This is a genomic window from Marivirga sp. (assembly GCF_035704835.1).
In the GTDB taxonomy this organism is placed as follows: domain Bacteria; phylum Bacteroidota; class Bacteroidia; order Cytophagales; family Cyclobacteriaceae; genus Marivirga.
On sequence record NZ_DASSWQ010000034.1, the window covers coordinates 1 to 14,311 of the forward strand.

At 34.3% G+C, this 14,311-nt stretch carries 10 protein-coding genes; 6 read left to right on the top strand and 4 right to left on the bottom strand.

The features are described from left to right. The first annotated feature begins 205 nt into the window (after window positions 1-205). Complete coding sequence (locus VFM92_RS05745; protein ID WP_325121242.1) at window positions 206-3,919, top strand: hypothetical protein; 3,714 nt, start codon at window positions 206-208, stop codon at window positions 3,917-3,919. A gap of 105 nt (window positions 3,920-4,024) precedes the next feature. On the opposite strand, the gene VFM92_RS05750 is transcribed toward VFM92_RS05745, so the two are convergent. From VFM92_RS05750 to accC, 3 genes are all read right to left on the bottom strand, one after another. Then, the gene (locus VFM92_RS05750; RefSeq protein ID WP_325121243.1) at window positions 4,025-4,606 is read right to left on the bottom strand and encodes a Maf family protein; all 582 of its coding nucleotides are present in this window, start codon (window positions 4,604-4,606) and stop codon (window positions 4,025-4,027) included. Then, window positions 4,572-5,876, bottom strand: coding sequence for a DUF1015 domain-containing protein (locus VFM92_RS05755; protein ID WP_325121244.1), 1,305 nt, complete (start codon window positions 5,874-5,876; stop codon window positions 4,572-4,574). The genes VFM92_RS05750 and VFM92_RS05755 overlap by 35 nt, the downstream gene beginning before the upstream one ends. A gap of 111 nt (window positions 5,877-5,987) precedes the next feature. Then, entirely contained in the window at window positions 5,988-7,481 is a 1,494-nt protein-coding gene (gene accC, locus VFM92_RS05760; protein WP_325121245.1) for an acetyl-CoA carboxylase biotin carboxylase subunit, read from the bottom strand. 173 nt (window positions 7,482-7,654) lie between these two features. On the opposite strand from accC, the gene VFM92_RS05765 reads away from it, so the two are divergent. From VFM92_RS05765 to VFM92_RS05785, 5 genes are all read left to right on the top strand, one after another. Further along, window positions 7,655-8,905, top strand: a complete 1,251-nt coding sequence (locus VFM92_RS05765; RefSeq protein ID WP_325121246.1) for a pyridoxal phosphate-dependent aminotransferase family protein — start codon at window positions 7,655-7,657, stop codon at window positions 8,903-8,905. A 102-nt stretch (window positions 8,906-9,007) separates the two neighbouring features. Continuing rightward, a complete protein-coding gene (locus VFM92_RS05770) occupies window positions 9,008-9,184 on the top strand; it encodes a histone H1 (RefSeq protein WP_308350995.1) in 177 nt (58 codons plus the stop codon). A 124-nt stretch (window positions 9,185-9,308) separates the two neighbouring features. After that, complete coding sequence (locus VFM92_RS05775) at window positions 9,309-10,457, top strand: methionine aminotransferase (protein WP_325121247.1); 1,149 nt, start codon at window positions 9,309-9,311, stop codon at window positions 10,455-10,457. Further along, window positions 10,445-11,239 (top strand): amidohydrolase, encoded by a 795-nt coding sequence (locus VFM92_RS05780; RefSeq protein WP_325121248.1) that lies wholly within the window; start codon window positions 10,445-10,447, stop codon window positions 11,237-11,239. The genes VFM92_RS05775 and VFM92_RS05780 overlap by 13 nt, the downstream gene beginning before the upstream one ends. A gap of 141 nt (window positions 11,240-11,380) precedes the next feature. Continuing rightward, window positions 11,381-11,944, top strand: a complete 564-nt coding sequence (locus VFM92_RS05785; protein WP_325121249.1) for a hypothetical protein — start codon at window positions 11,381-11,383, stop codon at window positions 11,942-11,944. Window positions 11,945-12,084: 140 nt separating this feature from the next. Here VFM92_RS05785 and VFM92_RS05790 read toward each other — a convergent pair whose 3' ends face one another. Then, entirely contained in the window at window positions 12,085-14,265 is a 2,181-nt protein-coding gene (locus tag VFM92_RS05790; RefSeq protein ID WP_325121250.1) for a T9SS type A sorting domain-containing protein, read from the bottom strand. Window positions 14,266-14,311 lie beyond the last annotated feature (46 nt).

A 14,311-nucleotide genomic window follows, 5' to 3' on the forward strand; every position in this document is an offset into this window, starting at 1 on the left:
TAACTTCAAAAGGATGATGAACATATGGAAATCATCTCTTTGGCTCTATTTACAAAAGATGTATCAAAGCTGTTTCATCTGTTATCAAAATTTTTTACCATTAAAAGGGATATATTATGGGGTTTTTAAGGGCTGACTAAAAAAGCAAGTAAGCGAAAAAACTGAGAATCTTTATTCCATTGATTTTGATGATTTAGATATCAATTTGCTGACTACTACAGTCAGCTTGCAAGAAATTAGACTTCAGTATGACTCGGAAGTTCATCAAAAACAGAAAGAAAATGGGCAAGCAGGATCTATGCTTTTTGACGTAAGAACTGAGGAACTTGAAATTTCGGGTATTAGTCTATTGGATTACCTCATTCGTTCCCGAGTCCAAATCAATTCAATATTAATAGATCATCCTAGTGTGAAAGTAATTGAGGACACCACTGTGTCTAAAAAAGAAGGAGATAAAAAACAAAACATTAGCGAAATCTTAAATTCCATTAAAATAGGTGGTTTCAATTTAAAAGATGCTGAAATTTCCTATCATAATTATGAAAAGAAGGCGATAGTAGTTCACAAAATCCCAAAATTAAATATAACCATTAATGATTTTTTAGCTGATTCATTCGATAAAAAAAGTATTAAGGAAATGATTAGTGTGGATGATTTATTTATTAGTTTAAAAAACCAATCGTACACCACTTCTAACAAGGCATATAAATTAAATTTTGATTTATTCAGTTATTCACTTTCCGAACAGGAACTCCGACTGGAATCATTTTCAGCTATAGGCAATCATAAAAAAATGAAGGGTCCTATGATAACTCCTGAAGTTCAAGTTCCACTTTTAAAAATGGAGGGACTAGAAATTATAAAAGCTTTAAAAAGCAAAAAACTACATCTAAAAGAATTATTAATAGATAGTACCTATGTAGAACTTTACGAACTTCCTGATCTGGACGTGACCGTAGCTGACGTTTATCGTGGATTAGCTAAATATTTTGAAGTTACTGAAATTGATGATTTAAAGATAAATCATAGCAGGGTTAGCATGTATTCGAGGGAAAATAAGAATGTACTCGTACAAAAAATTGAACATGTTGACATTCTGATTGAAGAAGTTTCTTTTGACTCTCTCAGCGTTTTTGATCCAAAAAATAACCTTCCCCTGCAGCAATTAACCTTAAATATAAACGATTACCTTTTCAGCCCTGAAAAGAATCCTCATACTATAAGGTTGGCTAGTCTGGATATGAATACGAAAGAAAATTCTTTAAATCTAGGGGAATTAGATGTCTCCGCTAACATCAAAAAAAATAAAGAACTTGGCTACAATTCTGGAAAAGCAAGTGCACAACTAATTGATTTAAGGGTCCCTGAAATCAAAATGGACGGTTTAGATTTAATCCGTGCCTTTCAGACCTCAAATATGGAAATTGATAAGATTACAATCTTAAACTCCACAAGCAGCATTACTCAAGCTTTTGAATCAAAATCTTCAGGTAGTGATTTTTCTGCAAAAGATACGTATCAAAGTATTTCCAAATTTATAAAAGAAATAAACATTCAAGAATTTTTGATATCAAATGCTGATGTAAGTCAATATCCTACTGACTCCAAAGCACAAAAACTTCACCATTTAGAAAATGCAAGGATCTCTCTGAAAGGAATTCATTTAGATTCAGCTCTAGCATATAAAGACAAACCAAATGCTCCAATAAATGAAATTTTAGTGCAATTAGACAATTATCAATATAGCACACTAAATAATACAAAATCGTTAGCCCTGAGTCCTTTTCAATATTCCAGCAGGGGAAAATCGCTGAATGTAAACAATATTTTTTTCAAGTCCCGTTCAGCGAAAGAATCTAAAGAAACGGATTCTATAGAAATAAATGTTAGTACTTTTTCAATATCCGATTTTGACTTAGTTAATGCTTACAGAAAAGGAGAATTAAATATTAAAGAAGTTCTTTTAAAAAGTCCTGAAATAAATGTGAGTAGAGGACTGAAACTGGAGAAATCCATTGCAGAAACAGAAAAAAAAGAAACTACTTCTGCTGCTACACAAAAAGAGATATTTAAATGGATTAATCCTATAACAATTGAATCAATTAAACTTGTTGATGGCACTGCAGATTATAAGGAAAGATTAGATGATATAACCAACTTTCAGAATTTGCAGGGATTTTTAATAGAGATAAACAAGCTGAAATTGACACCAGAAAATATTAACAATACTAAAAATATTTTACCAGTTGAAAATGTATTACTAAAGGCTAAAAACTACACCTTTCACTCTCCTGACAGCATGTATACTGTCAAATTGGATAGCCTTTTTTATTCTTCTAAAAAGAAAAACTTGACGGCAAATCTGTTTGAATTAATCCCTGATTATGATTTACAAAATCAAACCATTAAGCAAAATATAGAAAATGCTCATGCAAACTTATTTAAGATAACAGCAAATCAGTTTACTGTTGAAAAATTTGACCTTATCAATGCTTTTAATACTGGGAAATATACATTCGGAGAAGTATTGCTTGAATCTCCAGAACTTTCTATTCTACAAAATAAAAAAGTTCTAAACTATCAGCAGAAAACAAAATCAGATGCTCAGAAATCAAAAAGCATAATTGAAAAAGAAAATAATAATAAAGAAAAAATCAATAAAGATATTCAAAACCAAATTGATAAATATGTAGGTATTTTTGCTATCGACAGAATACGAATTACGGACGCTAACTTTCTTTTCGAGGTGCTTAAAGAAGACACTATAAGAGAAAGTCAGAAGTTAGAAAACTTATCCTTACTGATAGAGAACCTCCAGCTAGCCGATTTAGAAGCTCGCGATTTTACTGATATATTCTCAGTAGATGACATCCATTTATTACTAGAAAATTATAATTTCATCACCCCCAACAGCTTATATGAACTGCGAGTAGATAAACTTAAAGCCTCCGTGACAGAAAAATATATTCATGTGGATAGCATTAACTACAAACCACTTTTCCTAATAGAGGAATATGCAGATAAGCTGGACTATGCACAAGATCGCTTCGATGTTAAAGTAGGAAAAGTTGAAGTTGAAGGTTTTAATTTTGATGAATTATTTAATTATCAAAAATTTATCATAGAAAGTATTCTTATTGACGGAGTAGATGGAAGTATCTACAGAGATAGTCGTGTTAAATCAAATCCAGATCGGCAACCAGTCACTGTTCAAAAATTCGTTAAAGACCTGCCAGTGCCCATTAAACTGGATACACTCGCCCTTAAAAATGGAAAAATCATTTACTCAGAGATCTCAAAAGATGGTTCAGAACCTGGAATCACCAGCTTTACTGACACTGATTTTAAAATTATCAACATCACAAATGATTCGCTTGTCTACTCAAAAAATGATTCGCTAATAGTAAATGGAGTTACAAGTTTTTTGGGTGAGAGCAAATTAGAAATTGCTTTCAATTTCGATATGAATCACCCCGATGACCTTTATACCTATGAAGGTTACCTGGAAGAGATGAACTTTGAAAAACTAAACCCTCTTTTTACCAATATTCTCTTTGTAAAAATGAAAAGCGGAGAAATGAAAAAACTTGAATTTTCCGTTAAAGCTACAAAAGACCATGCAGAAGGAATGATGTATTTTCCATATCAAAATTTAAGATTCAAATTATTAAATAAAGATGATATAGGGAATCCCGGCTTTTTATTAAATGTGGTAAACTGGTCTTTAAATCACTTAATTATAAAATCTAATAATCCTGGCAAATTATTTAATGTGTATAGAGATGGGAAAATAGATATTAAGAGGAATTACCAAAAATCAGTATTCAATCATATGGGAAATGCATTATTAATGGGATTAATTTCGAGCACTACTCCGAAACCAATAGAATTTATCATTGGCACAATTGGCATTCCTTAAAATAGCTACCGATGTGAGTTTCCAAGATGCTATCCATATGCAAGCCGTTGAGATATATAGCACAAGTTTAGAAGCTCGTGCTATCATTTATTTTGTGGCAAAAGCTTACCTTTTTGCAAATACAGATAAAGCCTGATAAACCTTATGAATCGGCAAGCCCATCACCGTAAAATAAGAACCTTCCAATTTTTCAATATGCGTTAAGCCAATTCCTTCCTGAATTCCATAAGCTCCAGCTTTATCATATGGCTTATGATTACGGATATAATCCCAAATTACCTCCTCCTCTATCGGATTAAAATGGACTAAAGTCTCATCCGAATATTTTTCAAATTTTCCATTAAACAACACACAAAAACCAGACATTACTTGATGTGCTCTTCCGCTCAACTTGCTTAGCATGCTGAAAGCCTCCTCTTCGTCCTGCGGCTTTTCCAACAATTCATTATCGATCAAAACTGTAGTGTCAGCTGTTAAGATAATTTTATCATTATATTGATTGTCTTCTGCAAAAGCTTTGGCTTTCTTCTCTGCCAAAAAAGTGGCCACTTCATTATGAGGCATTTCTAAAGGATAACTTTCTTCTGTATCCTTCGCTTGAGTCAAAAATTCAAAGCCTGCTTTAGTTAATATTTCTTTTCTTCGGGGCGATTTAGAGCCTAAAATAAGAGGGTAATTCAAATTCATTTTCCTGTATTGAGCCAAATAAAAATCCACAAATGGTTTTAGGATAGAAATAAGTAGATTTTTGGGGCATGGTGTAGCCAGTCTTGCAGACTTGTTTTACTTGCTCCATACTTATTTCTTTAGTAATTAGTGCACATTGCACTTCATCTTTAAACAGCTTTCTTATGCAAGCTGTAAAGTTTCTTTCAAATTGAATAGATTCAGAACTCCTTTGTTCTTTTCCCTTTATTCCTAAAATTTTTTCAATGAAAAAGTAATGCAATACCGTTAAATCAAGATGTTTAACCTCATCGGGAAAATTCCACTTCAACTCTGAGATTTTTTCAGGCTTCAAACGGATTTTGTACGTATTATCTTTAAACAATAAACCAAACGCCCATTTTTTGCCTAAAATGATTTCATGTACGTCCTCAGGATTCTCTAGCGTTTTGATAATGAAATCCTCCTCTAGTTTCTTCAGAATTTCCTTTTCTGACAAATCAGGAATATCTTTTATTAATCGATGCGTGGGTAAAATCCTCAAATCATCTGAATTAGAATTGGTCAGGTACATCATATGAAAGTTATACCCTTCCTGACCGGTATGATTCGGGTTTTGCTCCATCATCTTTTTTCTATAAAGCAAAGAGCCTTCGTAACGATGATGTCCATCCGCTAAAATGATTTGCTGAGGTGCAATTTTCTCAATGAATCTCTTAATGATTTTTGCATCGTGAATTACACTCACCACTTCTCTCACACCTTGATAATCTTCCAATTCTCCTAAAGGTATTTGCATACACTCATCCATGTAAGGCTCCAATTCAAAATCAGGATCAGAATAAAGTCCGTGAGTAGCACTTACATTCAATTGAGTTTTATCCAATAATTCAATCCTGTCATTAACTGATTTGGGAATTGTATTTTCATGTCTTAAGATAACGTTATCTTCCCAATCATACGCCTTTATAAAAGCAATAAATCCTTTTCGAACAAGCTCCCGAGTGGAACCTGGCAAGGTAAAATATTGATAATAGACATAAATTCCTGGTAAAGGATCCTGCACAATGATGCCTTCCTTTTTCCATTTTGCTAATCTATCTGCCGCCATATTAGCAGATTCTTCTCCACCTTTTGGTACAGACAAATGAATACTATTTAATGGGTTTTTGTAAAGTGCTTCTCTTTGCTTAGGAGATACCACATCAAATAAAGGGCTTGTCAAAGTATCAATTTCCTTTTGCAGCATAGAATTGTAACGCCAAGCTTTAATAGGCCTAATTTCTGCCATTCTTTGGATACTAAAATTAAATTATACAAAATATTTATTAGGAAATATATCACTCCTGTTGGTCGTCAGGATGACTATAGGTTTTCCCGTTTTGCCTAATAGGTTCTATTTTTACAACCTATTCTTTTTCCACATAGAAACTTTTTGACCACTTGTCTCTGTTGCGGTTTGCTTTTGTTGCCTTTCCGTCCACAATTTCACTGCAAGTGCTGCAGCAATTTCTGATTCAACATCGGAAACTTTCTCATCCAAATCACTTGGCTGAAAATATTTTTCAATGAACTTAGTATCGAAATCACCGCTAGTGAACGCATCATGCTTCAAAACATATTTACAGAAACTTAAGGTAGTTTGAATTCCTACAATTTCGTATTCATCAATTGCTCGAATCATTCTGCTAATAGCTTCCTCTCGATTGTCAGCATAAGTAATGAGTTTTGCAATCATCGGGTCGTAATGAATTGGAATCTCCATTCCCTGTTCAAAACCATCATCTACCCTAACACCAGTCCCCTGAGGTCTTTTATAAACTTTCAGTTTTCCGATATCAGGCAAGAAATTATTTTGTGGGTCTTCTGCGTAAACTCTAACCTCAACTGCATGTCCTTTTATAGTCAAATCTTCTTGCTTGATGGATAGAGCCTTTCCTTCTGCAATTCTAATTTGTTCTTTAACCAAATCTACTCCAGTTATTTGCTCGGTTACCGGATGTTCCACTTGCAGACGAGTGTTCATCTCCAGGAAGTAAAAGTTCAATTTATTATCTACAATAAATTCTACAGTTCCTGCTCCATAATAATTACAAGATTTTGCAACATCAATGGCAGCTTGTCCCATTTGCTCTCGAATTTCTGGTGTCAACACACTTGAAGGAGCTTCCTCAATTACTTTTTGATGCCTTCTTTGAATAGAACATTCTCTTTCAAATAAATGAACCACATTTCCTTTTTGATCACCTAAAACCTGAATTTCAATATGACGAGGGGAGGTTACGAATTTCTCTAAAAAAACGGCTCCATTTCCGAAGGCATTTTTCGCCTCACTGACAGCTCTATCCATTTGGGATTCAAATTCAGCTGGGTCTTCCACTATCCTCATTCCCTTACCTCCACCACCTGCACTGGCTTTAATTAAAATAGGATATCCAATTTCGTCTGCTTTTTCCTTTGCAAGTGCTATATCAGTAATGGCCTTATCCAAACCTGGCACCAATGGCACATTTCTTTTTAAAACGGCCGCCTTGGCAGAAAGCTTATCCCCCATAACTTCGATTGATTCCGCTGATGGGCCAATGAAAATAATTCCAGCTTTTTCTACTTGTCTTGCAAAATCGGCATTCTCAGAAAGAAAACCATATCCAGGGTGGATAGCATCTACTTTTAATTTCTTACAGGTTTCGATTATTTTGTCTATTCTTAAATAACTTTCTGAAGAAGCTGGAGGACCTACACAAACGGCTTCATCTGCATAGCGCACATGAAGTGCATTTCTATCCGCTTCACTATATATTGCTACAGTTTTAATACCCAATTCACGCGCAGAACGCATTACTCTAAGGGCAATTTCACCTCTGTTGGCTATTAAGATTTTTTTAATATCTGGCATATCAATTAGTCTTACAATATCAAATAAAAATTGAAGTACAATGCTACATAATTATTGTCTTTTTTACTAAAAAATAAGGCTTAAAAGCAGGATGGCTATTTTTTCAGTAACAGCTTTTTTGTTACCTTTGTGGCTTGATTAGAATTATCATTGATACAATAAAATAGATAAACGTGGATTTATTTGAGAAATTGAAAGTGGATCGTGGTCCTTTAGGTAAGCATTCCAACGTAGAAGAAGGTTATTTTATGTTCCCTAAATTAGAAGGAGAGCTTTCTCCTCATATGAAATTTAGAGGAAAAGAAGTCTTAACCTGGAGTTTAAATAACTACTTAGGTTTAGGTAACCATCCTGAAATAAGAAAAGCAGATGCTGAATCCGCTGCCAAATGGGGATTAGCTTACCCAATGGGAGCAAGAATGATGTCGGGAAATACTTCACAGCATGAGGAATTAGAAAGACAATTAGCTGAATTCATCAAGAAGGATGATGTAATGCTTCTTAATTTTGGCTACCAAGGTGTTCTATCGATTATTGATGCTGTTGTAGGAAGAAAAGACGTAATTGTTTATGATGGTGAGTGTCATGCTTGTATTGTAGATGGTGTTCGTTTGCATATGGGTAAAAGATTTGTTTACCCGCACAATGATATAGAAAGCCTAGAAAAGCAATTACAAAGAGCTACTAAGCTGACCGAAGAAACTGGTGGCGGTATTTTAGTTATTACTGAAGGAGTATTCGGAATGACTGGAGCGATGGGTAAATTAAAAGAAACAATTGCTTTAAAAGAAAAATACCAATTCCGCTTATTATGTGATGATGCACATGGTTTTGGTACCATGGGTGAAACTGGAGCTGGAACTGCTGAACAACAAGATGTGATGGACGAAGTAGATTTATACTTCAGTACATTCGCCAAGTCTATGGCCTTAATCGGTGCTTTTGTTGGCGGTGATCCTGATATCATCAAATTCTTGAGATATAATATGCGTTCACAGATTTTTGCAAAGTCTTTACCTATGCCAATGGTAGAGGGTGCGCTGAAAAGATTAGAATTATTGCGTGACCAACCTGAGCATAAAAAGAATTTATGGAAAATAGTGAATGCCCTACAAAGCGGATTACAAGATAAAGGCTTTAGCATTGGAACAACTCAATCTCCAGTTACCCCTGTAATGTTAAACGGAACTGTAGGTGAAGCAGCAGCATTAGCTTATGACTTAAGAGAAAATTTCGGCATCTTCTGTTCAGTTGTTATCTACCCAGTAGTTCCAAAAGACACTATTTTATTGAGATTAATCCCTACCGCATCGCACAGTTTGGAGGATGTAGAGCGTACGATTAAAGCATTTGAAGCCATAAAAGGTAAGCTAAAAGATGGTCATTACAGGGAAAATGAGTTAGCAAAAGCCTTTAAAGAGTAATTTTTTAGGAAAAATGTTGCCCTAATTGTTGTTTTTATATGTTTTTGCCTATATTGCTTTCAATTAATTAAATTATTTAGTCAACCGTAAACTAAAATAAGAATGAAAAGATTCGAACAAGTAAGAGACCTTATCATGGGTCTAGAAGGTGATTTTGAAAAATTCTACGACAAAGAAAACCAGGCAGCTGGTACTCGAGTTAGAAAAGGAATGCAAGAGTTGAAAAACTTAGCACAAGAAATCAGAATTGAAGTTCAGGATATTAAGAACAAAGCTTAATTAGAATTTGAACGATTTCGAAAGAGGCTGGCAGTTTTGTCAGCCTTTTTTTTTGACTGTTTTTAAAAATCCCAATCTTGATTACTCCGTTCTATATCAACATTAAGGATTAAAAAGATTTAATATGAAAGAACTAAAATCGAAGCTTCCAAATGTGGGCACTACCATATTTACCGTAATGTCACAAATGGCAGCTGAATATAAGGCCATTAATCTCTCACAAGGTTTTCCTGATTTCCCTGTATCAGAAAAATTGATAGACTTAGTTTATCAAAATATGCAAATCGGGCATAATCAATATGCACCTATGCCTGGCCTTCCACAATTGAGGGAAGCCATAGCCAATAAAATTAAAAATACAGGTGGGATTGATTTAAATATAGAAACAGAAATTACCGTTACTGCTGGCGCTACAGAAGCTATTTTTTCCAGCGTTTTGGCAACCGTCCACCGAGGTGATGAGGTAATTGTACTAGAACCTGCTTATGATTGCTATATTCCTGCTATCGAATTGGCAGGTGGCAAAGTGGTTCCTGTTAGTTTAAATTTAGCAGACTTCTCTCCAGATTGGCAAAAAGTAAAAGACAATATCACGGAGAAAACCCGAATGATAGTTATCAATTTTCCGCATAATCCGTCTGGAGCCATTTTGACTGAAAATGATATAACTACTTTAAAAGAAATTTTAGAGGATAATCCTCATTTGATTATTTTGAGTGATGAGGTTTATGAACATATTATTTTTGATGGCAAAACGAATTTAAGCGTTTTAAAAGATGAGTTTCTAGCAAGCAGAAGTATTGCAGTCTCTTCTTTTGGAAAAACTTTTCATGCCACTGGTTGGAAAATTGGTTATATGGTAGCTCCTGAGGCTATTATGAAAGAAATCAGAAAAGTGCATCAATACAATTGTTTCTCAGTGCATACTCCTAGTCAGTATGCTATGGCTGAATATTTACAAAATGAGCAAAATTATTTGGGTGTGAGCGCGATGTACGAAAAGAAAAGAGAATTCTTCCAGCAAGCCATGCAAGACTCAAAATTCAAAGTGATTCCTTCTTACGGTACCTATTTCCAATTATTGGATTTTAGTGAAGTTTCAGATATGGGTGATATGGAATTTGCGCAATATCTCATCAAAGAAAAAGGAGTAGCTTCCATACCTGTTTCAGCATTTTATTCAAACAAACAGGATAACAAACTACTCAGATTTTGCTTTGCCAAGGGTGAAGAAACATTACAAAAAGCAGCAGATATATTATGCAAGATTTAAAAGTAACGCTTATTCAAACGCCTTTGCATTGGCAGGACAAACAGGCCAATATATCCATGTTAGAAGAAAAAATATGGGAGATTGAAGAGGAAACTGATCTGATTGTATTGCCTGAGATGTTCAATACAGGCTTTAGCATGGAAGCTGAAAAAATGGCCGAACCTATGAATTTGCATACTTTCAAATGGATGAAGCAGATGGCTAGCCAGAAGAAAGCAGTGGTTACAGGTTCTTATATTGTAAATGATAATGGGAATTATTTCAATCGCTTAATTTGGATGCAGCATGATGGAAATTATTTCACTTACGATAAAAGGCATTTGTTCAGAATGGCGAATGAAGATGAGCACTATTCGCCAGGACAAAAAGATTTGATAGTTGAATTAAAAGGATGGAAAATAAAACCTTTGGTTTGCTATGATCTTAGATTCCCTGTTTGGTCAAGAAATAAATCCAATGATAAAAATAAATTGGAATACGATTTAATCCTTTTTGTAGCCAACTGGCCAGCTGTTCGAGTGAATGCTTGGGATATTTTATTACAAGCCAGGGCCATAGAAAATGTAAGCTATTGTTTGGGCGTAAACAGAATTGGAGAAGATGGAAAAGGAATTGCGCACAATGGACATTCCGCCATTTACGGTCCAAAGGGAAATGCTTTATATTTTGCGGATGATAGAGAGGAAATTAAAACGGTTGTTTTATCAGGAGAAGAATTGTTAAGGTTTAGAGAGAAGTTTCCTGCTCAGTTGGATGCTGATGGGTTTGAAATTAATAATTAATAATTAATAATTAGTAATTGGTAATTAAAAAGATATACATTTACTGTCAACATAAGTAATAAAAACTATTGTATTTAAGTTTTTTTTTTAAATAATTCCCTATTAGTTTTAACCCACATTTAAAAACTAAACAAATATCTCATGAAAAAATTATTACTATTAGCTATTCTAGCTATTTCGATCAATTTTGTATCTGCTCAAGATTACAAACCATTTCAATTATACCTCGGTGTAGGCTATACCGTACCTCAAGGTGGTGGTGGTGTTTTATTTGATGTAGAACCAGCTTACAGAATAAACGACCAAATTGCAGTAGGATTAAGATGGGAATCAGCTGCAATGGCTCGAGTTGTGGGAGAAGAAGAGGCGAGTATTTCAGGTACTTCTTCTTATACTTTAAATGGAAAGTATTATTTCTCAAACGATAAATTCAGACCATATGCTGGTTTTGGATTAGGTGCTTTTAGTTTAGCTTCAGTTTCTGTAAGCGGTGCTGGTGCTGGTGCTGGTGCTGAAACTAAAATTGGATTCTATCCTAGAATTGGGTTTGACTTTGGACACTTTAATATCAACATTGATTACAATTTCATCCCTTCATCTGAAATTGATGGTGTTGATTCAAATGGTGATCCTGCTACATTTGATGTAGCAAACAGCTATTTAGGAATTAGAATCGGTGCATTTATCTTTGGTGGTAAAAATTAATTACTGAAGAAAAATCACTTTAAGAAATGGTGAGTTCTTTTGAGCTTGCCATTTTTTTTTGTGACAATAGAAATTCCAGTTAATTTTAATCTCAAAATTACAATTGATACCCAATCAATTTCATACAGTTACCAATAAATTCAATACAAAACCACTTTTCTACTCACTCTTTCACCATTTTCAAAAACAGCACTGACAATATAAATCCCTCCTTTTAAAGCTGAAATATCTATAGCTTGATTGGAAAAGGCTTGGTAAGATTGTTCCGTCAATACTTTCCGCCCGTTAAGGGTAATTATTGAGATTGAAACATTTTTATTTGTTCTAACATAAAGTTGTCTGCTTTGATTTGGATTAGGATAAACCTGAAAAACTAATTCTTCACCACCTTGAACAGGTAATTCTTTATTATTTCTGAAAATTCTCAATCCTCCTGAAACTGTTCCTAAAACCAAGGCTGGATAGTCATCATTGAAAAGTGGTGCAAAAGCCAAATTGTTTCTTTTCCCAAAATAAGCATCATCGAAATTTTGCTCAAGTGAATTGTATATTCTCACAGAATCAAACTCACCATCATTATTCTCAATATCTGAAAAAACTCTGATATTGCCACTCAAATCAGAAGTGATTAAATCTTGTTTATTGTCATTATCCATATCTGCTACATGTATCCTCAAAGCTGAACGGAAAAAATTATCACCAATATCTAAATACGCATTATCTTCCAATTGAAATTGCGGGTTTCTCCCCTCTCCTATATTTTCATATAGAATCAATCCCCCAGAAGATTTACCCACCAATAAATCAGGTTGATTATTACCTATTACGTCTGCAAAGTGAACCGTATAACCAAATCCAATGAAAACATCATTTACTGAGATTGTAGAGTTTAAATCTAAACCTGATTCATTTTGAAAAATAATTCGCAACTGATTACTATTCTCGAGGGTGCCTTGCAAAACCAAGTCCTTTTTTCCATCTAAATCAAGATCTACCCATTGGATAAATAGGTTAGCTAATCCTTCCTCAGATAAATTGAAATAATCATCTGTAATTAATTCAAAAGATGGGGTTTGGCTGTTTCCTGTGTTTTCATAAAGCGCAATGGCACTGAATAGAGCCTCTGTTTCATATAAATCCGTGTAGGAAATAAACATATCCAAATCTCCATCATTATCGTAATCAAAAAAAGCAGGGCTAGCCTGAGCCCCCCAATCAATCATATCTTCTTGCAGAAATTCTTTGGTAATCAAATCATAGTCATTCTCTGATTTTTGATAAAGCCAATTAGAAGAAGCGAAATCAATAGGACTTCCAAGATTGGCTTCAATATTCGGACTAATAATTAATTCTTCCTTTTCATCGCCTATGACATCCATTATCATGGTATTGGGATAAAAATTGAATTGAGCAGGATTCGTTTGATTTGGAAAATCGGAAGTAAAACTATTAAAATCAGGCTGCTGATTTGCTGAAGCCACATTATTGAAATAGTAAAGCTCTCTGCATTCCTCATGGCTTGAAACTAATTCCAGCTTACCATCTTCCTGAAAATCAAAAATCGCTACGCTTTTACCACCTGCATGACGAGCATTGCTAATCATCCTTCCAAAAACATCCTGACAATCTTCACCATTAAATGCAAAAACACCACAATCGCAATCCTCCACACTTCCCCAATAATTATCAACAACTTCAAAAGGCCCTAAATCTGCCCCCCCTCCATTATCAACACTTTTATTTTCATAAAATAAAATCCGGCTTTGAATGCCAGAGAAGTTAAAATTCAAAATATCAATATCGCCATCATTGTCAATATCCCCAATGTATGGATAGTCGTTAAAATTGACTTGTAAGTTTACCTCATTGCCTGAAAGGCTTTCATAACTGATGAAATTCACTGCTCTTTCCCACTGCGGGATGTTTCCTAATGCCAAATTCCGATAGGCTGTAATTCCTAAATTGCCAGCTGTGAACAGGTCATTTTTTCCATCCCCATCATAATCTCCCAGGATAAAAAAGTTTTGGATTTCTGCAGGAAAATATTTTTCAAATTGGGGAGCATATTCATATTCATTTCCATTTCTGAGGAAACATACAATTCTACCTGAGCTGCGGTCGAATCCTGCCAAATCAGCAACTCCATCATTATTCAAATCTATTTTTCCATATTGAACTCCATTTAAGCCACCTGCCCAAGGAAATGCTTTTTCGTCCTCATTCGGATGAGAAATTGGGGTATCCTGATAAGGAACAAACTGATACTGGGAAAAACCAATAAATGAAAGTCCTGAAAGAAGAAATAAAAGCAAAAATCGCATACTGCAAATTTAACGTACTTTATATTTTTCCTATTATAAACAATAA

Coding starts and splice junctions, on each gene's coding strand:
- VFM92_RS05785 (WP_325121249.1), top strand. CDS start 11,381: ATGAAAAAATTATTACTATTAGCTATTCTAGCTATTTCGATCAATTTT.
- VFM92_RS05780 (WP_325121248.1), top strand. CDS start 10,445: ATGCAAGATTTAAAAGTAACGCTTATTCAAACGCCTTTGCATTGGCAG.
- VFM92_RS05790 (WP_325121250.1), bottom strand. CDS start 14,265: ATGCGATTTTTGCTTTTATTTCTTCTTTCAGGACTTTCATTTATTGGT.
- VFM92_RS05775 (WP_325121247.1), top strand. CDS start 9,309: ATGAAAGAACTAAAATCGAAGCTTCCAAATGTGGGCACTACCATATTT.
- VFM92_RS05750 (WP_325121243.1), bottom strand. CDS start 4,606: ATGAATTTGAATTACCCTCTTATTTTAGGCTCTAAATCGCCCCGAAGA.
- accC (WP_325121245.1), bottom strand. CDS start 7,481: ATGCCAGATATTAAAAAAATCTTAATAGCCAACAGAGGTGAAATTGCC.
- VFM92_RS05770 (WP_308350995.1), top strand. CDS start 9,008: ATGAAAAGATTCGAACAAGTAAGAGACCTTATCATGGGTCTAGAAGGT.
- VFM92_RS05755 (WP_325121244.1), bottom strand. CDS start 5,876: ATGGCAGAAATTAGGCCTATTAAAGCTTGGCGTTACAATTCTATGCTG.